The sequence below is a fragment of the Paenibacillus sp. FSL R5-0473 genome (assembly GCF_038004565.1).
Classification (GTDB): domain Bacteria; phylum Bacillota; class Bacilli; order Paenibacillales; family Paenibacillaceae; genus Paenibacillus; species Paenibacillus amylolyticus.
The window spans coordinates 987,013-1,011,724 of the sequence record NZ_JBBORL010000001.1 but is presented as its reverse complement, the minus strand read 5'-3'; the positions used below and the strand labels follow the sequence as shown (position 1 = coordinate 1,011,724).

At 47.3% G+C, this 24,712-nt stretch carries 6 protein-coding genes; all 6 read right to left on the bottom strand.

Annotated features, from left to right (window positions below):
• Positions 1-27: 27 nt before the first annotated feature.
• Genes MKY28_RS04335 through MKY28_RS04310 form a run of 6 tightly spaced genes read right to left on the bottom strand, consistent with a single transcriptional unit; the run spans position 28 to position 24,687 of the window.
• Complete coding sequence (locus tag MKY28_RS04335; RefSeq protein ID WP_036668522.1) at positions 28-1,347, bottom strand: aspartate aminotransferase family protein; 1,320 nt, start codon at positions 1,345-1,347, stop codon at positions 28-30.
• Entirely contained in the window at positions 1,344-2,324 is a 981-nt protein-coding gene (locus MKY28_RS04330) for an ACP S-malonyltransferase (protein ID WP_340935114.1), read from the bottom strand. Before MKY28_RS04330 ends, MKY28_RS04335 begins: the two co-directional genes overlap by 4 nt.
• Entirely contained in the window at positions 2,321-3,472 is a 1,152-nt protein-coding gene (locus MKY28_RS04325; protein WP_076328140.1) for an acyl-CoA dehydrogenase family protein, read from the bottom strand. Before MKY28_RS04325 ends, MKY28_RS04330 begins: the two co-directional genes overlap by 4 nt.
• The gene (locus MKY28_RS04320) at positions 3,469-3,726 is read right to left on the bottom strand and encodes an acyl carrier protein (protein ID WP_036668520.1); all 258 of its coding nucleotides are present in this window, start codon (positions 3,724-3,726) and stop codon (positions 3,469-3,471) included. The genes MKY28_RS04325 and MKY28_RS04320 overlap by 4 nt, the downstream gene beginning before the upstream one ends.
• Positions 3,723-7,919 carry a beta-ketoacyl synthase N-terminal-like domain-containing protein gene (locus tag MKY28_RS04315; RefSeq protein WP_340028800.1) on the bottom strand — a complete coding sequence of 1,399 codons (4,197 nt, stop codon included), beginning with the start codon at positions 7,917-7,919 and terminating at the stop codon, positions 3,723-3,725. The genes MKY28_RS04320 and MKY28_RS04315 overlap by 4 nt, the downstream gene beginning before the upstream one ends.
• Positions 7,909-24,687: a non-ribosomal peptide synthetase/type I polyketide synthase gene (locus MKY28_RS04310; RefSeq protein ID WP_340937825.1), complete on the bottom strand. Its 16,779-nt coding sequence runs from the start codon at positions 24,685-24,687 to the stop codon at positions 7,909-7,911. The genes MKY28_RS04315 and MKY28_RS04310 overlap by 11 nt, the downstream gene beginning before the upstream one ends.
• Positions 24,688-24,712 lie beyond the last annotated feature (25 nt).

The following is a 24,712-nucleotide window of genomic DNA, read 5'->3' as shown; positions in this document are numbered from 1 at the left end:
CCTAATCACCTCCTTATTGAGCTACCATCAGATCAGCTCGTCGTAGATCTCTTTCATTTCTGCAAGTGCTGCAGGGACACGCTCACGGAACCAGGCAACATCTTGCATATCAAGCAGGATATTCGGATACATCCGCGAGAGCGTAGATACCAGAACACCGTGCTCAGCAAGCTTGCTATTTAACAAAATATCAAAAGACATCAATTCAAACGTATAATCAGCCGTATCCGTAAGCGGCTCCGTGCAGCAGTGATAAGAAGCACAGCCAGACGGCCCTTGAACAATTAAAGGCAGACCTACCTTCACTGCTTCCTGGCAGAGTATGTCATGCATCATCTCAGCGTGGCGGTTCATGCTGTGCATCGCCTGTCCTCCATTGCGTCCCAACATTTCCAGCGTAGCTTTTACAGCAGCTGTACCTAATGGATAGCCATTAAACGTACCCGCATGAATTACTTTTTTGTCTACAAGCAACTTCATGATATCCGCTCGGCCAACCAGGGCTGACACTGGAACTCCGCCACCCGCGATTGCCTTCCCAAGTGTAGTCAGATCAGGCGTTACACCGAATAACTGTTGGGCACCACCGAGACCCATACGGAATCCTGTTATAATCTCATCAAAAATGAGCACGACCTGGTACTGATCACATAACTGTCTGACTTTTTGCAGATAACTTGGAGCAGGCATGACTCCGCCTCCATTTACACAAACCGGCTCCATGATTACTGCTGCAATGTCGTCTCCATGCTGGCGAAATAGTTCCTCCAGACGGGGTGCGTCATTCCATGGCAGGAGGTAGGATTGAGATTCCATTGCATCCCTTGCCCTCCCCTTTGTTCCTTTCATGTCACCAGGATAGTCTGAAGGTACAGGCAGACCTGTACGTGCAGTCTTGCCACCCATAATATTGTCCGCATTGCCATGATAATGGCCTTCAAAACGTACAAAGCGATTTTTACCTGTCCACGCCCGGGCAAGACGAAGTGCATTCTGGACAATCTCCGTGCCTGATAACCCAAAACGAATCATCTCTGCTGAAGGTACATATTGATGGATCAGTTCCAGAGCCTCTGCATCCAGATCGCAATGACTTACGGAAAGAACACGGTCAATGGTATCCTTCAGACACTCGTTATACTCCTCGTTGCCGTGGCCAACAATGAGGGCACCAAAACGGGCATATAGATCCAAATACTCGTTGCCGTTCATGTCCGTCACTCTGCTTCGGGAAGCATGCTTGAAATGGAGCGGCGTCTCTTCCCAAGGAAGGTGGAAATTATAGTGCACACCTCCAGGAAGCCATTGTTTCACCCGCTGATTGTACTGCATCATCTCCGTGATCATCCCTTATCGCCTCCCCCACTTGTCTGGTTTACTGCTTCATATCGGTCCAGTAACCTGGACCAATCTTGCGGATCATCCAGCGAATAGGCTGCAGGCAAGGTCTTATTCTCAGCCAGCATATTTCTTACGCTCTGGCCTGGACCGATATCGATCCATACCGTCGCTCCCAGATTTTGAACACGTGCCAATGCCTGATTCCAGCGAATGGGTTGCAAAAGCTGGCTGCTCAGCAGCTTAGGAATGTCCTCGGCTCCGCGAATGAACTCACCATGTACTGTAGAGCAGATGGGAAACACCGGTGCAGAGAAGGAAATCCCTGCAAGCATCTCTTCAAGCTCAGGCTGAATGAACTGCATCAACTCGCTATGATAAGGTGCATCTGCCTTCATTGGCATCATGCGAAAAGGAATGAATTCCCCACCGTAGCCATCCACCTGATCATCCAGCAATTTAAGACCCTTCGCAGTACCTGCGACGACAAACTGTCCCGGTGAATTATAACCGGAGATCGTCACATACTCGTTCTGACGAATATTCCCGACTAATTCTTCAAGCGCTTCTTGGGTTACATCAACGACAATACCCGCTCTTCCTTTTTGCTCCTGAATGGAGCGATGCATCAACGCACCACGCTGAGCTGTAAAACGGATTCCATCAGCAAATCGCAATGCTCCCGCCGCTACTAAAGCCGAAATCTCCCCCAAACTGTGACCTACTGCATAATCTGGAGTCATTCCAGTCCGCCGAACAAATGAGTCAAATAAAACGTAGCTTGCCGTCAGTACAGCAGGCTGAGCATATTCAGAGACCGTCAATTGATCCAGGGTCCCTTCCATAACCAGTGCCTTCAAATCAAATCTGATCACCTCGCTCGCTTCCGCAAAGATCTGATTCGCCTCCGGCTCACTGTCCAACAACTCGCTGCACATTCCGATATACTGGCTTCCCTGCCCGGGAAATAGCGCACAGAACGTCATACGCTACCGCCACGCTTGTAATAGGCTTTTAATCCGTAATGCGAGATCATCTCCTGCTGCATCTGAGAAGAACCTTCAATAATCTCCAGAATTTTGGCTTCCTTATACAGCCTGGCAACAGGATATTGGTTACTAATTCCATTCGCACCATGAACCTGTAGCGCATCACTTGCAACTTCAACAGCAACTTTGGACGTAAAATATTTGGCGATCGTTGTCTCCATGGCGGCCTGCGGGTCCTTGGCTTCTCTCAGCTCGGCTGCCCGTAAACATAATGCTCGTGCTGCATGGACTTTTGTCACCGCATCTCCAATCATGCCGCGAATCAGCTGAAAATGACTCAGCTTCTGATCAAATTGCTTCCGCTTCCTTGAGTAAGTCACCATGGCATCCAGCGCTTCCTGCGCAATCGCCAGCCCTGCCCAGGCAATGCTATATCTGCCCTGGTCCAGCGCCCCGGTTACGATGTACTCAAAACCTTCATTCAGACGTCCAATAATGTGATTCTTTGGTACACGCACCTCATGGAGATCAATCTCAGCTATACCTGTCTCTCCCGCAACCATGACACCTTCAATAGGTTGGGTCTGTACACCCTCAAACTGGCGTTCGACCCAAAAAGCAGTGCTTCGTCCCTGATTCGAGGCAATAATGATAAATACATCTGCCAGATGTCCAAACGTGATCCACTTCTTTTTTCCATTCAAAACATAACAGTCCGATTCTTCTCTCCACTCGGTCTTTACACTTTTGGCATCCGAACCAACTTCCGGTTCAGTCAGGCCAAAGGCAGCAATCCATTCTCCCTTCACCAACTTGGGCAGCCAGGACGATTTTTGCTCAGGCGTTCCGAAACGTACCAAAGTTTCACTTACAAGGGAAGTATGTACCGTTAACAAGCTGCGAACGGCTGGAAGAGCCTTACCAAATACTTCAGTCAACAGCCCGTACGCCTTAGGGCCGAGACCCATGCCGCCATATTCAGCCGGGATCGAGGCAGCCAAGTAACCTTTTTCAGCCATGGCACGGATCAATGTTCTGGGAATGGCTTGCTGTTCTTGAATCTGTTGAGCATAAGGACGAATTTCACGGGCAGCAAACAATTCAGCTTCATGAATGATCTCTTGCTCTATATCCGCTTCAATCATTCGGCAACCCCCTCTTGAAGAAGAGATTCATTGAGATAAGCGGCGAACTCGGCAATTGTTTTGTATTCAAACAACGCAACCGGACTGATGTCAACTTGAAGATGCTTACGCGCACGGTTAATGATCTTGAGCGCCTGCACAGATGAGACACCAATTTTCAAAAAATTCATCTCTTCATCGATGTCCTCTGGCTCCTGATTCAACGCTGCAGCAATCTCGCTTTTAAGAAAAAGCTCAATTTCTTCTTTTGTCATATCATGACCTCCGTTCCCTGATTCACATCTATCCAATGTACATACGGCTCGAATGGATGTGCTGGCAGATGTACAATCTGGCCAGAGCCATTCGGATGTAACTGTTCCCAATCCAGCGCAGCACCACGTACATAAAGCTGTCCCAGTAATAAAGCAAGCTGATCCTCCATGGTAAGTGTCGGCTCGGCAGACAGGCGGATGATGCTCTCCTTGCCACTGTATTCGAGCTGCTGAACTGTCTGATCTGCAGCAATTATAATTACAATGTCGGCGTTTGCCATCTTGCCAGGTGTGTCTTGCAGACTGTCTAACGTCACTCTGTTGTTCACTGGAATGGATTGGCTTGCATGAGCGCTGTGATGTTCCTCGCCATCCAGATGTAAACTGGATACAAGTTCCTCTCCTGTAGCTATTCCTCGAATCTCTTGAATGGAAGGGACCAGACGTACAAGTGTCTCAAGCAAAGTCACCCAGTAGTTCAAGGTTGATACGGTATCTTCATTAGAATCGTCTGGCCTGATAACCTTACGAGCTTGAGCCTCATCTTCTCCGCGAATCTCATGCCCCCCAACCACAATATTGACACGAGCAGCTCGGTTTCTAGGCTTGAAGCCAAATTCCATCTCTTCGATGTTCCACTCTCCGGTTGAGCTGACAGCTACTGCTGCACGATACCGATAATGTTTTCTATATCTGTTCCGGGTAAAACAAAGATCCTCTAGTGCCAGGTCCGCATGTTTCTTCACATATTGCTCCGTGTTATCAATCAGCTTTTTTAAAGCCTGCTCTGATTTCGCAGAGAACGTTAACAACTGGCCGCGTGCCGGGGCTTCTGCACGGACAGGGGCTTTCCATTCCTCTAACACAATGTGGGCATTCGTACCTCCCAGGCCAAATGAACTGATGCCTGCCTTCCGTGTTTTTCCTTCAGGTACATCCCACGTTTTATGCTCGCTAACGATATGGAACGGCGATTGCTCCAGTCGGAGGGCCGGATTCGGATTATCCATATGCAGACTTGGTGCCAGTTCCCCATGCTGCATACTGAGAAGAACCTTGGCAAGACTGGCTCCACTGGAGGCTGCAAATAAATGACCAATATTGGTTTTGACTGAACCTAATCCAATCGAATTATCGCTTGTATATCCCTTTTCCCGGAACAGTCGGAGCAAGGCATTCACCTCAATTGGATCTCCAATCCTTGTCCCCGATCCATGTGCTTCAATATAAGAAATCTCGCTCGGGTTTAGGTTGGCATCGCGATAAGCGGCACGGAGTACCTCATATTGCCCCTGAGGGTTGGGTGCCATAATGCCCAGGGAATATCCGTCGTTATTCACCGCTGTCCCGCGAATCACACCATAAACATGTTTATTGTTGCGAATTGCCTCTGTTAGCGGCTCCAGATATACAACAACAGCACCTTCTCCCAAGACTGAACCATCTGCTTCCCGGTCAAATACCTTCGTATGTTGAGTGGAAGAACAGATTCCAGCATTGCGTGATAGTTGATGAACATGCGGTGTAGCCAAAATGTTCGCTCCACCTACAACTGCCCCAGAGATACGCTTGTCCTGAATGGCCGCCACAGCTTGTGTCAGTGCTACCAGAAAAGAAGAACATGCTGTATCTATGGACAGTGCCGGCCCTGTAAAATTGTACATGTGTGAAATGGAGGCCGCTGCAATATTGGACATATTGCCTACCATAGCGTGAGAATGAACAGCCTTTCCAAGACACCGGTTCATATAATCAATAACCAGATCGAAGTATGTGCTTGGGTTAATCCCTACATACACACCCACATCACGCTTATCCTCATGGTCCACGAGCATACCCGCATCCTCCAGCGCCTCATGAGCAACTTCCAGCAGCTTGCGATGCTGCGGATCCATAAATGCAGCTTGTTCAGACGGGATTTCAAAGAACTCATGATCAAACGTATCCGGTTGCTTCAGTTCCCCAATCCAGTCATCCCAACCGGGTTGCTTGGAACGTGTTGCACGCTCTAAGCTAACCCGGTCAACACTATCTAACCCGTTAACCAGATTGCTCCAGAACTGCTCTTGGGTGTCGGCATCAGGCAGACGCAGAGACAGCCCGGTAATAGCAATAGCACGATGTACATTCAGGTGATTATCTGTTGTTTCAGCTTGTTCAAAGTCCTTCGTTTCTGCTGGAAGGTCCTGCAGATATTCCACCATCTCACGTACTGTACTGCAAAAAACAAGTAGTTCTTGTCCTAATTCACGTCCCATATGTGCAGACAGCTTGTCAAGTAATTGATAAGAGAGAATGGAATTGCCTCCAAGTGCGAGAAAAGAAGTATCCATCTCAATCTTTCCTGCGGGCAATTGAAGAATTTCGGCCCAGGCCTTGCGTACGGTATACTCCAAAGACGATGCGGAAACCGTCTCGTGTTGTTGTTGCGTGTTTTCGCGAATCAGCTCTTCAATGGCCTCGATGTCCTTGGTAAATACTCCACGCTCATATTCGTTTCTCAGCATGAAGCGCTGGACCTTACCACTCGTCGTTTTGGGAATAACCTTGATTGGGAGAACATGGGTGATCTCAATACCCAATCCAGCCCTCATACGTTGGATCAGATCCTGACGTACATCCAGAAACTGTGGAGCGCTCGATTTGTATTTAACAAATACAAGCAGCTCCTCTACTTGTTTGAGGCTGTTAAAGTGCCCGACTACCGTCAGATTGCCTCTCGGAATGCTGCTATTCTGGTACAAAATTTCTTCAAGATCATGCGCATAATGGTTCTGTCCCCGAATAAACACAATGTCCTTGATTCGTCCGCTTACAACCAGGGAGCCATCAGCCATATAACCCAAGTCTCCAGTGCGAAGCCACCCATCCACATACATTTCACGATTGATCTCCGGAAGACTGTAATATCCGGAGGTTACCGATTCCCCACGAATCTGGATTTCGCCGACAACCCGCTCATCCAGCACTTCACCCTGTTCATCCGCAATCCGGATCTGAATCCCTGTCATGGGATATCCTTCATGGACAAATTCGATCACATCCGAAGTATGGCTATCACTGCTAGGTAGCTGGACTGGCACAGCCAGTCCTTCCTGCACCAGCCGTGTACGCGAAATACGTTCAATTCGTGGCTCTTCCCCCAGTCTGGAGGTACATACACCTACTGTCGCTTCTGCCATGCCATATGCAGGAAACATCATATTGGGACGATAGCCACAAGAGCTGAATTTTTTGACAAATCGCTCGATAACAGACGTTGATATAGGCTCTGCACCATTCAAGGTCATACGCAGTGAAGACAGATCCAGCGTTGAGAGCTTGGAATCCGGGATCTTCTGAACCATCCATTCGAAACCGAAATTGGTGCAGCAAAACCATTTTCCCTGATGCTCCGTAATCTTGCGCAAGAACAGATAAGGCGACCGTACGAAGGTATAAGGTGACATCACCATGATATTGGCTCCACTCAGGACGGGTGTCAGATGCTGTCCAAAAATCCCCATATCATGCGTATGCGGCAACCAGGTAAACACATTATCTCCTTCTTCAGCTCCAAGAAAAGTCTTGCATGCAATACTGTTGGCGATAATATTGTGATTGGTTAACTGCACACCTTTGGGAATTCCCGTGCTTCCTGATGAGAATTGCAGGAACACAATGTCATCAGGAGAGGTTGGGCATAGATCAGCCATCTGCTGGCCTGCTTGAAGCTGGTTCACGCTAATCAACATAAGACCTTTGAATACCGGACTTTCCCCAAGCTGCTTATACTTGGGCATGTAGGCCTCCTCGACGATAACGACTGGACGCCCGAGTACCTCCCACACTTTCGTGAATTTCTCCAGACCGGCTGAGCCTGGTTCCCAGGCAGCCGGAGGACTAACCGGGGCAACAATAATGCCCCCCAGCATACAAGCCCAAAATGTACGGTAAAATTCCTGTGACTGGTCAACTTCCAAAATAACGACCTGTCCTTGTTGAATGCCTTGCTCCTGAAGAGACTGCAGGTACTTGCGCGCCTGCATCAGTAATTCAGGATATGCTTCAAACTGTTCGTCACCTGAAGAGCTGATATAGGTCATTCCCTTTTCTGGATGAGTATCTGCAATGTAGATTAGCATCTCAGCCACTGTTGAATAATGTTCTGGCACAATCAGCTCGGGTCCTCGCTGTATGGATTTACTGGACATGTTGCACCTCCATTGCCTCATTGTGAACTACCACTCTCACATCGCTACCAAGCTTGTCATCAATCAGCTGTTTCATACGTTTGATGTCCAGACCAGCCTGACAGGCCAGTTGTACGTACAGACACTCTTCGTCGTAGCGAATAACCCATTCGAATTGGGCGAGTCCCGAATTCGAATCTTGGTCATCCGACGACTGAGACGACATTGGGATCGCTTCGCTACTGGAGATGAAGCCTTGATAATTAAACAGAATCATCTGACGCGGCTCCTGTTCTGCTTGCCTGTAGGCAGTTCCCAATTGTTCCTGTATGCCATCATATTGTGCCGAGAGGGAAGAATCATGTGTAAGTGCCATAAAGTTAATGCTGTGTTGCTTCGTAAATTCCAGACGTTCCAACAGATCTTCCTGTGTGAATTCACTGTCTACCAGCACTGGAATTAGATCTAGGAATTCTCCCACATAATCATAGTAGGATTCTTCGCCATACTCCCTTCCGTAATGCACCAGGGCTATTGGCAATTGGCTTATGTTCAGATAAGCCGCAATGATGTTGGCAAAAGTTTCAAAGCATGTCCACCACACATCTGCAGGCTCCTTCCCTGCAAGGGACAACTCGGCAGTCATCGCTGAAGGCGACAATGTTTCTGTTTCCTTCAACTTGTTCATGACGATGGTGTTACATCTATTCCATGCCTGAAGCGAAAATTGTTTCTCCATTTCATCTTCTGATACCCCTATGGGGCCTTGAGACAGAAAATTTACATAATCCTCATAATTTCGTACTTGGTACAGAAGATCACTCTCGATCTCTATACCTTGCGGTCTATATAATGCCTTCGACTCAAGTTGCTGCTTGATGATCTGGGCACTCATACCATCAAACGCAAGGTGATCAAAACTCCAAATCAACTTATGCTCTGTGGCTCCTGTACGCAAAATACACAGACGCCAAGGTAGTTCCTTCAACGTATACGTTTTGTGTAACAGAGACTGAACCAGTTTGTACTCCAACTGCTCAATCGTAGCCGGAGCATAATGACGAATATCAAGATATGGGATAAGCTGTTGCAGCATGTCCGCCGCTAACGACATATCACATGGATGCCAATACAATTGTTCTTCCTCATATATCATGCTGTGCAGCAACTGATGCCGGGATATAACCCCAAGAATCAGGTGTTTTACAGCTTGTTCATTCAATTCGCCTTCGAGCGTTGTTGTAAATCCGCTTGCTCGTGAAGTCGTAGAAGCATGTGCTTGTTGAATTGGAGATAGTGGGAATTGACCCATAGGGGTCATGCCCGCCATAAAAGATGAAACCTGATTGCAGCTGTTTAAGACATGTAGGACCAGGCTGTCCAGTTGTTTCTCATGAAGTGTTATGTCCTGTGGTATGACTATCGGGGACTGAATATGCAGGCTATCTTCGGACCAAACTGACGCCGGAGGATTAATATCTACCAATTTGGCAAGTCCTCTAACTGTCGGATATTGGAATAATTCGTTCACATTGATGGCAATTCCTTCTTTTGCCAAAATTTGAGTGAATGCAATCGCTTTGAGCGAATGCCCCCCATTTTGAAAGAAGTGATCTTCCACACCAATGCCTGGATTACCCAGAATCTGTCGCATGGCGGCAAGAATGACACGCTCTGTTTTTGTCCGAGGTGAACTCACCTCCAGAGACCTCTGCTGCTCCTCAACCAAATGCTCGGACAATGCTCTTCGGTCCACTTTGCCATTGGCATTAATCGGAAGATGATCCATTCGAATAATTCGTGCAGGTACCATGTACTCAGGCAGCTGCTGGTGAAGTTCTCTTCGAATATACTCAGCATCTGCTCCAGTATCAGTTGTATAGAAAGCGGCAATGTATAGACTTCCTGATGGTTCTGTAACTGTCATGACAAAGGCATCACGAACTCCCGAAACACGCTCCATACAATTGCCTATCTCCGATAACTCAATGCGGAAACCTCTAATTTTGACCTGGAAATCCGAACGTTCAATAAAAATCAGACTGCCGTCAATCAGACGTTTGACGATGTCACCTGTCCGATACATTCGTTCTCCCTTGCGGAAGGGATCATCAAGAAAGTGTTTTCGGGTAAGATCCTCACGGTTAAGATATCCAATACCTACCGCATCCCCACTGATATACAGTTCCCCTGGAACGTTGGGTGGCACAGGCTTCAGCGCATCATCCAGAACATACAAGGCTGTGTTAGACAGGGGGTAACCTATGGGCAGTGAGCCAGTATAAGGCTCTGTTTGCTGTAATAAGTGGTAGGAGGCAAAAAAGGTTGCTTCCGTTGGCCCATATCCATTTAACAAGATGCCTGGCCCCACGCATGCAAGCGCTTTGTTGGCATGACTCACCGATGCAGCTTCACCACCAAACATCACTCTACGCACATTCCTCAAGCATTCAGCATCCCAATCCACCAGCATATTAAACAAAGACGTCGGAATATAAAATACTGAAATCCGTTGCTGTTGGATGACATCCGCCAAACGAGCCATATCCAAAATGGTCTCTTTTGAGATTAATACAAGAGTAGCGCCATTTATTAATGAAGCAAAAATATCGAAAATGGAACCGTCAAACGCATAGTTAGAAATTTGCAGGATACGATCCTCTGGCACAACGGTAACAAAATTGCTGTTTTTCATGACTTTGGTCACATTGCGATGACTCATCACAGTCCCTTTCGGGGTTCCTGTTGACCCTGATGTATAAATGATATAAGCCGGGTCAAGAGCAGTCTTGTTCATATGTTCAACGGGCTCCTGCATGTCTCCTGAATCAAATGCTGCCAGTTCATCTGCGGGCACGATACAAGGAACTACAGATTGCCATGTGGAGGCATACGCCGTTTCAGTCAATAACACAGCCGCATCGCAATCTTGCAAAATAAATTCAATTCTCGATGGCGGCGAAGCCGGGTCGATCGGGACATAACTGCAACCCACTTGGAGTGTAGCAAGAATACTGATCATCTGGATCGGTCCACGGTCCAGAATGAGAGCAATACTGGAGCCTGATTTCACCCCTTGTCCAAGCAAGCTGAACGCCAGCCACTGAACACGTTCGTACAGATCCGCATAGCTCCACTCACCGTCTTCCCAGACCAATGCTGTCTTTTGTGCATGCACATGAACTTGTTCCTCGAATAATTGGGAAATGGTCGCATCTCGCGGATACTGGGCGGCATTATCGTTGACTCCATACAGCAACCATTCCTCTTCCTCCGGTGTAGTGAGCTTAATCTGACCAATTCGTTCGTTATCCCCTGTTATGATCTGAGACAGGATATACCGGAATTTATCCAGCATCAGTTCCATGGACTCCGCTTTAAACAAATCTGAGCGATAGTCAAGTTCAACCGTGTAACATTGTTTATGCTCAACCAGTGTCCAAGTCAGGTCAAATTTGGCATCCACCTTACCTTCGACCCATGGTTCAAGCTTCAGTTCCCCGGCTTCAGGATCATCGGTCCCCATATTAATGTAATTTAGCACCACATCAAATAGGGGGTTGCGGCTTAAATCACTGAATAGACCAAGTTGTTCTACCAGTGCTTCATAAGGATATTGTTGATGCTCATAACAGGATAACAGCTTGCCACGCATCTCATTCAAATACGTCTCTGTGGACCATTCTCTGTCCATGCTGGTGCGAATAGCAAGCATGTTCACGAACATACCCATAACGTTATTGAGTTCTGGCTTCTCACGCCCTGCAACCGCTGTACCAACGACCAAATCGTCTTGACCTGTATACTTCCAGATTAATAGATTCAAAGTTGCCATAAACAACATATAGGGTGTAAGCCCTTGTTGAGTACAGAAGTCATTGACCTGTGTGCTTAACGACTCACCAAGTTCAATGGAACGTCTGTCTCCGCTGTAGGATGACGCGCCATGTCTTGGGAAGTCTGTAAGCAATTCAACCGGTGCAGGCATGTCCTCGAATTCCCGTATCCAAAACTCGGCGTCTTCAACAGATTGTCCATGTGACGCAGCTTCATCACGCCATTCCGCATAATCCTTATACTGAATGTCAAGAGATTGCAATGTTTCTCCTCTGTACATGCGTGCAAAATCCTGCATCAGGATAGCAATGGAACTCTGATCCGAAATGATATGATGCATGTCGATGAATAAGATGTGTTCCTCTTGAGAAAGGCGAATCAGCTTAACACGAACCAATGGTGCGCTGGTCAGATCAAAAGGCTTGATCCATTCCATGACCTGCTCTAATCCTGCCGTTTCTAATTCCAGCAACTCCACCACGCTTGGAACCTGATCTTCGACAACCTGGAAAAGCTCACCGTCAATCATTTCAAATCTGGTACGGAATGCATCATGTCTCTCTACCAGTGCATCCATTATTACTCTGAATTGGGTAGGGTCAAGTTTTCCTCTTACCCTATAGGAACTGGCGAGATTGTACGCCGTACTCTCACCTTTCATCCACTCATGCACCACATACATTCTTCGCTGTGCAGAAGTGGTCTTGTATTTCTCTTTTTTAGTTACAGGCAAGATTGGGTTCACTGTATCAGAGTCACTTGTAGCCTGATGTTCAGCAATCCATTGAACCATGTGTTCAAATACAGAATGATCAAAAACCTCTTCCAGCCCCAAATTCAGTCCAAACATTTCTTTAATCCTCGACGCCAAGGAAATCGCTTTTAAAGAATGACCTCCAAGCTCAAAGAAATCATCTTCAAGGCCGACTGCTCCATTACCAAGCAACTCCTGCCACAATTGCGATAATACATGCCTTATCTCATCATCAGTCCGTTGAACCCTGACTTTCCCGGATGGAGATTGGTCTAATGCTGCGATAGAACCCGCTGCAACCTGCGACATACCTGCAAGCTGATACAACGCAACATCATGTTGATGAACAATCGGATCAAAGGAATACGTCGGCAGCGAGATTTTTTGCCTACGCCACGTTCCGTTTAACTGTCCCCAATCCAACTCCATGCCAGAGCACCAGCAAAAAGCAAGTACTTTCATTAAATACACGTCTGCCTCAAGCAAGTTCTGACGATCTCCAGTAAGAGCAATGATGTTTGGCTCTGAAAATGAATCTGGGGCTATTTGTTCTGTATCCTGCAGCTGATTCGAAACGATCCACAGCGTATGCCCATCAGATTCAGAAAGCGTCTTGCGATTTAGCAGCGTAAACAGGAAATTTGGAGATAACAGTGGTGCAATACTCGACGCATGGTCTAGTACAGTTGCATCTGTCATCCTTCCTGTCAAAGCATCTGACAATGCACCTTCTTCTAGTGACCAATGCTCCAGATTGTATAAAAGCCCCACGGCATGTACTGGATCAAGTGCATCACTAATAACCAACCCCACCAGTTCACCAACGCCTTGCCCACAGACAGCATCTGGCTTGATACCAAGCTGCATCACGGTTTTATAAAGAGCATATTGCACAACAAAGCACTGCATGCGCTCAAGCCTTGAATCGGTTAACGATCGCCCTATGCCTTGGCGAATGGCATACTGTTCCTTGGATTCAAAGAGGTTCAGTATCTCTTCAAAGTGCTGTTTGAATATCTCTGAGACCTGGCTGCGATACACAGAAGCATATAGTTCCCGAATCTTGCGCGCTTCCCAACCTGCATTTCCGCTGAGGTAAAACATGACCTTAGGCTTCCCATTGATCACACTTGCCTGTGTCTCAAACTCTACAGACTGCTCGCTTGGCGGAAAATAACCGTCTACAACGATTAGCGCTTTACGATGAATGAATCTGCTTCTTCCCTTCTGTAGCGTCCACGCAGCATTGGGCAACTGCTCCGGTAATGCATGGATCGCCTGTAGAACCGAATCGTACGTTCGTTCCAGCGCAGATTCACTTTTGGCCGAGAAGGGCAGCAGAAGCAAAGATTCATAATTGGCTTGGCTCTCTTGGACGGGCGGCTGCTCCAGAATGACGTGAGCATTGGTCCCCCCGATCCCAAACGAACTGACACCTGCTCGCAGGATACGCTTCGCGTCTTCTAATGGCTGTGGCTCCCTGTTGATATAGAATGGACTATGCTCCAGCTTCAACATCGGATTCGTCCGATTCATGTGAATCTGTGGCGGAACCACCCGGTGATAAAGCGTCAGTACGGTTTTAATAAAACCGGCGACACCTGCTGCCGCATCAAGATGCCCAATATTGGCTTTCACAGAACCTAGAGCACAATAATTTCTACGATCTGTTCCCCATGACTGCCTGAGCGCTTCAATTTCAATCGGGTCCCCCAGTTTGGTTCCTGTTCCATGCGCCTCCAGATAGGAGATCTCTTTTGGAGACACTCCCGAACGATGCAGGGCTGATTGAATAACCTTGACCTGCCCGGCCACACTCGGTGCCGTATATCCAATTTTGTCCATGCCATCATTATTAATCGCTGAACCTTTAATGACTGCATAGATATGATCTCCATCTCTCTGAGCGTCGCGGAGTGACTTGAGCACAACCATTCCGCATCCATTACCAGACACCGTACCAGATGCCTGCTCATCGAACGGTCTGCAATGACCATCCTTTGAATAAATCATGCCTTCATGCCAGTGATAACCTTCTTTGAGCGGATAGGAGATAGAGACACCTCCCGCAAGTGCCACATCACACTCTCCCCGAATCAAAGATTCAGCAGCTTGGTGGATAGCGACCAAAGAAGTCGAACATGCGGTCTGGACTGCCATACTCGGCCCTCTCAGATTTAATTTGTGAGATACTCGGGTTGTAATATAGTCCTTTTCATTTAAAGTCATGGCTTCAAAAGCCTGTAACAAATTACCGGAGCGACCGAGAAATTGCACCATCCATGGTAAGCTCAGTCCACTTCCGGCAAACAATCCTATAGATCCCTCATAACTGTAAGGATCACATCCGGCATGCTCAAGTGCCTCCCATGAGCACTGATGCAGCAACCGTATTTGCGGATCCATCATGTTGGATTCCTGATGCGGATATTCGAAAAATCCGGAGTCAAAATACTCAGTATCTTGCAGTACACCTTTGGCACGTACATAATCGGGATGTTTGAAGTCTTCCGGTCGTACACCCGCAGCGGTTAGATCCTCCTCATTCAGACGGGTGATACCGTCCTTACCTGCCATTAGGTTATCCCAGAACTCCTCAATATTTCTTGAGCCAGGAAAATGCCCTGCCATGCCAATGACTGCGATATCCGAGGAAGAAGAAAATCTGCTACTGTGTTCTGAAGCAAACGGGATACTCTGTTCCGGTCTGCCCTGCTCCACTTTGCTGTGTTCAACTGTGCTCCTCACATACTCTTTTGGAGCTGTTGTCGGCTCCGGGTTCGTAACAGGATATCCAGTCGAAGCGATATGTCCGCTCTCCTCTTGTACCTGTTGTGTAACTGTCGGCAGCATCTGCTCAGCCACCAGATGATTGACCAGCGCTACAATGGAGGAATGCTCAAACAATTGCACCAGCGGAACGCTTTTATCCAGATAGGCATTCAGCCGATTATTGATCAGAATAAGCCCCAGCGAGTTGCCTCCGATGTCAAAAAAGTGATCATGGATATTAACCGTATCCAGATTCAATATTTCCTTCCACGTTGCAATGAGCATCTGCTCCAGATCAACTTTTGCCCGCTCGATTCCTTGAATCGATGAGCCATAAACCAGAGCCGGATTAGCCTTCTCTCCCGTTTCAAAATCAGCCAGACGAAGGGCATTGCGATTCAGTTTGCCATTAGGCAGCACAGGCAGATTTTCCAGACGAATCAAGCGAGAAGGCATCATGTACTGTGGAAGCCGCTGCTTTAACCAGGTCCGAAGCTGTACATCTTCATCTTCCATAACGGAAGGCCCAATCCCAGGCTTCAGACTGTAGAAAAGGATTAATTGCAATGAATGTGGCTCGGCCCCTTCTACCTTAACGACAGCTTCTCTTACACGTTCATAATTCATCGCTGCCTGCTCAATCTCGTTCAGTTCAATCCGGTAACCCCGAATCTTCACCTGCTGATCTAACCGTCCCATTAACTCAACATCCCCATCCGGCAGTATACGGGCCAGATCGCCAGTTCGGTACAAACGGCCTCCCAAAACATTGGAGTTTGCAATGAATCGGGCATCGGTCTCAGCTGCATTGTGCAGATAACCGCGGGATAATCCTTTTCCTGCAATGCACAGCTCTCCATAACTTCCAGGTGGCAGTATTTCACCTTCATCATTCAGAATATAAATCTCTGTATTGGTAATGGGCTTGCCAATGGTAATCGCAGCTGTGTCATTCAATTCTTTGGTCGTTGACCATATCGTAGTTTCCGTTGGTCCATACATGTTAAAGACTCGAGCGGGCGTAAGCCGCTTCAGATCGGTGAGGAGTCCCACAGGGACATTTTCCCCTCCGGTAAGTACACACCGCAGATTGCCCAGCGCCTGAGCGAATTCCGGATTTTCGACAAATGCCTTAATGCGTGAGACAGTGCTAAGAATGTGTGTAACACCATGTTCACGTATTCGACGTGAAGCAAGAGCCGGGTCAAGCTGCTCCTGCTCATTGGCCAGATACAGCGAATATCCGGTGCACAATGGTGCCCACACTTCAAATCCGAAAATATCAAAAGATATGGTCGTTACACTGATGATGCGATCTGTCTCATGTGCAAAAATATGTCGGTGCCTGATGTCCTCAACAAAATTGACCATCGCCTCATGAGTAATCATGACCCCTTTGGGACGACCCGTCGATCCTGAGGTGAAAATCACACAGGATAGGTCCGAAGACAGGAAGTTTACGTCCGGGTTAACGGATGAGCGCACATCCTGGGCAATTGGATCATACACGAATTGCTCTCCGCTAAAAGTCACTGTGCCTTCTTCATCAGGCGTACACAGCAATACGTTCATTCGGCTATCTTCGATCATATTCTCGATGCGCTGCGGCGGAAAAGCAGGGTCCAGAGGCACATAAGCCGCCCCAGCTTTCAGCACCGCCAATAGCATAATGATCAACGATTCATCTCGTCTGGATAATATGCCTACAGGTTCATCCCGGCGCACACCTTGATCAATCAGCTTCCAAGCCAGCGTATTAGCTTTTTCATTAAGCTCCCTGTAGGTAAAAGAGGCTCCGGATGATACAAGGAGAGCTTTCTTGTCTGGTGTGTGTTCTGCCTGCAGCTCGAACAGCCGATGCAGCCCCCCCGCAGAATTGTAATCCAGACGTGGACCAGCAAGACGATGGACTGGGTGCTCATGAGAACGTTCGTTTCTCTCAAACAGTTCGCTCAGAGACAGGTCAGGCTGTTGTACAACCTCTTGACAGAGTCCGATAAACTCCTGCATCATACCTTCAACTGTGTCCTGGCGGAACAGATCCAGCGAGTATTCGATATATCCTTCAATGACCTGCTTCTCCCTGTTTTCTTGACAGGTCATTAACAGATCATAAGTAGACGTACCCGTCTCCACCGGAAAAGAACTGAATTGCAACCCATGAAGTTCAAGCCCATGCAAATCCATGTTCTGATAATCAAAACAAACATCAAATACCGGATTTCGGTTCAACTCACGTGTAACGCCCAGTTGTGCCACAAGCTCATTAAACGGATACTCCTGATACGCAAAAGCATCGAGTGTATGTTGTTTAAGTTCGCGTAAAAAATCAGTGTACGTACGATCAAACGTTGGAAAATTCCGCATCGCAATCATATTGACAAACATGCCTACCGTCTCTTTCCACTCCTCTTGCATCCTTCCTGCAACAGGCGTTCCTACCACAATGTCCTGCTGACCTGAGCGGTGTGCAAGAAGAAGATTCCACACACTTAGCATTACCATATACATGGATGCTTCCGATGAGGAAGCCAGCTCGTGCAACTGTTGTGTTAACGAACGATTCAACGTGAAATGGAGACGTCCCCCTTGCATGGATCGCTGTGATGGACGCTCCTGGTCAAGTGGAAGCTCCAGCACAGGTAAAGAAGGGCCAAGATGGTCCAGCCAGTATGTTTGATGTGAAATGTATTCCTGTGAAGCGAGACACTGCTGCTGCCATACCGCGTAATCTTTGTACTGCAATCGGACTGCTTGCTCTTTGCCAAAATATAAATCATTGAAGTCACGAGTGATGATTTCGACAGATGTACCATCCGCGATAATATGGTGAATATCAAAGAATAACAGGTGCTTGCGCTCGCCTATTTTAATCAGTTCAACCCGCATAAGCGGAGCACTCCCCAGATCAAAAGGACGAATCAATGTCTCGATCATCGCAGGCAACTCTTGGTCATCTGCCACATGCTGCTCTGCATAGCCCATACTTAAGCGAACCGAAGGTTGGATGATCTGAACGATCTGACCACCCCGTATCTCAAACGATGTTCTGAGCGCCTCATGATGCTGCATCAACTTCTGCAAAGCAGCCTCAACTCTTATACGGTCCAATTCACCTTCAATAATGGTTGCAGACGGTAGGTTGTATGCCGTATTGCCTGGATCAAGCATCGCTTGTGTGAACATACGCATCTGTGCAGAAGAGATTGGATAAGCATCCATAGTGGGTGCAGATTGAATGGTCTGTTGGTCTACTTTTGGTTTCGCTATGACATAGAGATGCTCCGCCAGTTGAATAGGCGTTGAATGATTGAAAATATCTGCTACCTCAGGCTGAATTCCTAAATGAGACCGGATCCATGCAGACAAGCTGACTGCTTTGAGAGAATCTCCTCCAACCGCAAAGAAATTAACCTCTTCATCTAGATCATCGATGCCAAAAATCGTTCGATATGCGTCCAGGACAATCTGTTTCAGTTGGTCTGAACCACCAGTATAAACTGTCCCTTTTACTAGAGTAGAGCCACTTCCCTTACCCTGCTCTGCATGCTGCCTATCATCCCCGGTACCCATTCCTTCCGCTGCTGATGAGCCAGAAAGAGAAACACTGACAGGATAGGATTGTTTGTTGAAAACATAAGTAGGCAGAGAGCATTTGCGTCGTACCGTCTGCCCTTTGAGCACCTTCCAGTCCGGTTCAATGCCTTCGCACCATAACTCCGCAAGTCTGCGGTTCACATAGATACTGTCCTGCTCCGTCTCCCTTACGTGACGTAGCATATTCAGTACCGTCTGGGAATCTCTTGATTGACTGTGCTGTCTGGCAAAGGAGCTTAGCGTTCGTCCTGCACCTACTTCAATTAATACAGCCCGCTCATCCTTCAACACTTCAGCCAGGTTTGATTCAAACAACACCGGCTGTAAAATATGACGGGACCAATAGTCAGGTTGTGTGATTTCATCTCCAAGCGCCCATGTTCCACTGGTATTGGACAGTAATGGGATCTGTGGCGTATGAAGTGAATGCTCTGCTAAATAACCTCTAAATTCCTCGGCGGCCTGACTCATCATTGGCGTATGGAATGCATGGGAAGTCTTCACACGAATACACTTCCACCCCAGTCCTTCAGCCTTGGCTTCCATCCGTGAAATGGCTTCAGCTGTCCCGCCAATCACACTGGAACCTGTAGTATTCACCAGGGCAAGCCACATGTCTTCCTCCAGTTGTGACTTCACCTGCTGTGCATCCGCCATTATGGCAAGCATGACCCCAGGTTGTTGTTGCTGCATCAGACGTCCGCGAAGTCGAACTAACTTGACAGCATCTCCGAGTTCGAATACACCCGCTACCGCTGCGGCAGCCAATTCACCAATGCTATGCCCGATCATGCCATCTGGCTTGATGCCCAGATCCAGCAGCGACTTGGCCAGCGCATAACTTGTCATGAACAGTGCGAATTGGCTGTACTCCGTCTGGTTTATTTGCTCAGGGTGCTGATCCCCGTATACAACAGACAGCATATCTTCTCGTTCTTCCGCAGGCAGAAGGTCCAATATTTCCTGAATATAACTTCTGAAGATTGGAGCCAGGCCTGTTTGCTCTGTAGATCTGTACAGTTCTGCACCCATTCCCTGATACTGACTGCCCTGTCCGGGGAACATAAAGTATACGGGACGAGTGCCTTGAGCCGAATGGTATACGCGTGCTTTCCCCAGCTGCTGTATCAGCTTGTCCGGATTATCCTTCCATGTCTTATCCAGAATGAGTGCCTTACGATACGCAAAAACAGATCTACCTGATTGCAAGGTCCACGCTGCGTTCGATACAGATTGATCTGGCTGCTGAGTCAGATGTTCCATAATGCGTTCAGCGGTGCGGTTCAGCGAGTACTCTGTTTTGGCGGAAAAAAGCAATATATTTACGTCATCATCCGGACTGCACTTCTCCATCTTGGGAGCCTCCTCCAATACCATGTGAGCATTCGTGCCCCCCACACCAAATGAATTGATTCCTGCGCGCATGACTCCAACTTTGCCCTGTTTCCAGTCCACCCCTTGTGCATTAACTTTAAAAGGTGTATTCAAAAAATCAATTTTGGGATTAGGCTGCTCATAATTCGCTGTTCCAGGGATATAACCTTGTCCAAGACTGAGCGCTACCTTGATTAAACCAACCACACCTGCGGCTGTATCCATATGTCCCACATTGCCTTTAACCGAACCCAGATAACAAAATTGCTTTTGGTCGGAAGCAAAGGCCCGAGTTAACGAGTTTACTTCAATTGGATCACCAAGCAACGTTCCCGTACCATGTGCTTCGATATAACTCACCGTTTCCGGGTCTACTCCGGCTACCTTATAAGCATCCTGAATGACCTCAGCCTGTCCGCTTACGCTAGGAGCAAGAAAACTGAGTTTCTCTTGTCCGTCATTGTTAATTGCTGAGCCTTTGATGACCCCGTAGATATGATCTCCGTCCCGCAGAGCATCGGTTACCCGTTTCAACACCACAATTCCCATACCATTGGAGAAGACGGTTCCACTGGCTGACGCATCAAATGGACGACAGTGTCCATCTGTGGAAAACATCATGCCATCCTCAAATATGTAACCCCCTTCATTGGGCAACTCCACGGTGATCCCACCAGCCACGGCCACATCACATTCTCCAACGATCAAAGATTGACATGCCAGATGAGGTGTAACCAATGAAGTAGAACATCCCGTCAGAGCGGTATAGGCCGGCCCTTTTAAGTTCAGCTTATAAGCCATTCGGGTAGCGAGAAAATGATTGGTGCTGAGGGTGAATGCTTCGTATTTACTGCTATAGTTAGCATCGTTAAAAAGCACTTGACGGTACCATTCGAAGTCATCGGACCCGCCAAGGAACACACCCACCTTACCCGCTTCATCCGGTCTGCAGCCTGCATCCTCCAGCGCTTCCCATATTCCCTGATACAAAAGTCTGAATTGGGGAGACATCATTTTGGCTTCACCGGGAGTATAGTCAAAGAACCCTGCATCAAACTCATCGATGCCGTTGGCACGTCCTTTTGCCTTGACATAACGAGGTGAACGCAGCAGTGCTTCCTCCACGCCAAGTTCCCTCAATTCATCATCTCTATAAAAGTGAATGCTTTCCCGCCGTTCAACAAGGTTACTCCAGAACTCCCTTATATCCTCAGCACCCGGCACATTCACCGCCATGCCCACAATTGCAATGTCCTCACGCATAATGCCATCTTTTCGTTGAAACAATTGTTCCCTTTCAGTCGGTATCCGAACTCCCTCATCTTTCGGACCCAGTGCGGCAAATTGACGCAATGTCGGGCATTCGAAAAAACGAGGAACAGGGAACTCCACATCAGTATAATGCTTTAGTTTATTGTGAGCCTGAATGACAGAAAATGAATTTCCGCCCAATTCAAAGAAATGGTCATCGCGCCCTACTCTCTCAACACCGAGCACTTCGGCCCACACTTCGGCTATAATCCTCTCAAGCTCAGAAGACGGAGCGGTATAGAACGTACTGGAAGCGTGAGCATGCGTGATATCTGCCATGAGTGCCTTCCGGTCAATCTTCCCACTGCTATTCAATGGAAATTCGGATTTATGTACAAAAACGGATGGTATCATATATGCCGGTAACAAACGAGACAGATGCTCTCTCAATTCGACAGAAGGCAGCTCCTGCTCTGACAGATAGTAGGCATACAGCAAGCCGGACCTACCTTCAAATGATTTCATGACTACCACGGTCTGGATGACACCCGGATAGGATGACAGGGTATTCTCAATTTCACCTGTCTCCAGTCTGGCCCCCTGAATTTTAACCTGAAAATCAATGCGTCCCAGATATTCGATCGTACCGCTTGGGAGTGAACGTACCAGATCCCCTGTGCGGTACATGTATCTGAAATGCTCTGCGTCCTGTCCTTCTTGAAAGAAAGGATTAGGGACAAACTTCTCTCGGGTCATCTGTTCCAGATTCAGATATCCACGTGCAAGTCCAACACCGCTAAGACAAAGCTCCCCTGGAATACCTAACGGCTGAAGCGCATCATGATTTCCGACGACATACCATCTGGACTCATTGAGCGGGTAGCCAATCGGTACATTGCCCAAGCCTTCGTAATGGCTTAATGGATAATGAGAAACCCATATGGTGCATTCGGTTGGACCATAAACATTTTCAAGACTTGCTCCAATGCCTAACCTGTTAAATTTCTCAATGATGTCTGGCGTGACTGCCTCTCCGCCAACAAACATCCATTTCAGCGTTTCCAATGCTGACAGATCGGAGCGAAGCTCCATCGTTTCCAGAAAAAGACGGAACAACGTTGGAACAAAGTTGATGTGTGTAACCTTATGTGATGCCACCGTAGACACAATACGAGCAGGGTCTTTTTCTGCTCCAGGCTCAAGAATACTTAGTGCGCCTTCACCCATGAACCAGCCGAAAAGTTCCGTGGCGGACACATCAAAGGTATATGCCGTTTTCAGCAAGTAAACATCCTGCGCCTGCATTGGAAAACGACGCTCCAGATCAAGCAGTGTATTGACTACGCTATGATTTTCAACCATGACTCCTTTTGGCTTGCCTGTTGATCCGGACGTGTACATGATATAGGCAAGGCTATGCGGATTCAGCGCCTCTTCGAGATTTGAGACATCCCCCGTATAGGCCTGATCGCCCTCAACGTAGATGTACTGGACATCCAGAGTCTCGTCATCTTTTTCGGGCTGCATAGCCAGCACTATGGATATGTCTGCATCCGATATAATATAGTCCTTTCTGGACAAAGGGTAGGAAGGGTCTACAGGTACAAAAGCACATCCGGCTTTTAATACAGCCAATAGGGCAATGACCATATCCGAGGAACGTGGCATCTGCACGCCAACTGCCGCGTTATCACTTTTTTTACTCGCAACGATCTGCCTAGCCAATTGATTCGCTTTTGCGTTGACCTGCGCATAGGTCTGATGCTGCTTGCCTTCCATTAGAGCTACCCGCTCCGGGAAACGTGCTACTTTATCGTGAAATATATCCATAATATGTTGTGGAGTGTAGGGAAAATAAGAAGTTTGATTGAATCGGTACAGTAGGTTTTCTTTCTCATCCTGCATCAGGAGGCTGAACTCCCTGATTTTTTGCTCAGAATTGGTTACTAGTTGATTCAGCAAATATAGAAATCGTTGGCCCATTCGCTCCATTGAATCTTCACGGAACAAGCTCGGTTTATATTGCAGCTTCAACTGAGCACCTTGCGGTAAACGGCTTAACACCACCATCAGATCTCCTGGGAACGTAACCTTATCCTGATCCAGAATACGAGTTCCGAGCATATCTTCCTCATAGGAATCATAAACAAAGGAGATATCAAACAACGATGGTGATCCGGGTTGAGCCTGTAACATGCTGTCTCTGACAATGAGGTTATTGGGATATCCGATGTTCCTGTACGTATCCATCCAGGTTGTGGCTACTTGTTGCAGCAGAGGTTTTAGAGTTGATTCGAGGTCAATATGGAATCGCATAGGCAACATATGGACAAAACATCCAATCGTTTCTTCCAAGTCCATACCGGGACGATGAGAATATGGGGAGGCAAAGGTGATATCGTCTGTACCGACATATTTACTCATAAGAATGCCAAAGGCACCCATAAAGAACATAAAAACGGTTACTTCATTATCTTTGGACATCTGTGTAATATCAGCCATTAACGATTCCGAAATATCAAATCGCAGTTCATGACCAATCCCTTCTTGTACAGAACCTGCTGGAAAGTCGTGCTTTAGAGAAAGAGGTTCCGCTCCCTTCATTTTGTTTAACCAGTATTCCCGCTCTTTGGAGTACTTGTTTTCGTGCAGTTTCTTGTTCTCTGCCTCAACATAAGAGATGAATCCTTCATCCAGCTTGACATCCACAGGTTGATCTTCAAGAAGACATGTATATGACTGGATAAGTTTGTTTTTCATCAGTTCAAGCGACAAGCCATCACATATTAAATGATGAATACATAAGGTTAGAATATATCGGCTTTTATCCATCTGAACAATCATTATACGGAACAGAGGACCTTTCTCCAGATCAAAAGGTGTCCCGATGCATTCATCCACCAATGCTTCTAACTGTTGTTCCTTTGGATTCTCCTGATTCTCGCTACTTAGGTCCCACAAGGTAAGTGAATAATCCATATCTTCATGAACGGATAACACGGGTACATCATTTTGAATCTCAATCCGAGTACGCAGCACCACTTGCTCATACATAAGCAATTCGATGGATTGGCGAAATATCTCCATTTGAAGATGATCAAATTGCATTGAAGCTGAGATGTTATACGAAGTGGGATCATTCACCTGACAATCAAAATAGATTCCCTTTTGTGTTTCGGAAAGTTCAACGGTTTTTTGTACCATCACGACCACACCTCATCGTTTAATT

Coding starts and splice junctions, on each gene's coding strand:
- MKY28_RS04330 (WP_340935114.1), bottom strand. CDS start 2,324: ATGACGTTCTGTGCGCTATTTCCCGGGCAGGGAAGCCAGTATATCGGA.
- MKY28_RS04325 (WP_076328140.1), bottom strand. CDS start 3,472: ATGATTGAAGCGGATATAGAGCAAGAGATCATTCATGAAGCTGAATTG.
- MKY28_RS04320 (WP_036668520.1), bottom strand. CDS start 3,726: ATGACAAAAGAAGAAATTGAGCTTTTTCTTAAAAGCGAGATTGCTGCA.
- MKY28_RS04315 (WP_340028800.1), bottom strand. CDS start 7,919: ATGTCCAGTAAATCCATACAGCGAGGACCCGAGCTGATTGTGCCAGAA.
- MKY28_RS04310 (WP_340937825.1), bottom strand. CDS start 24,687: ATGGTACAAAAAACCGTTGAACTTTCCGAAACACAAAAGGGAATCTAT.
- MKY28_RS04335 (WP_036668522.1), bottom strand. CDS start 1,347: ATGATCACGGAGATGATGCAGTACAATCAGCGGGTGAAACAATGGCTT.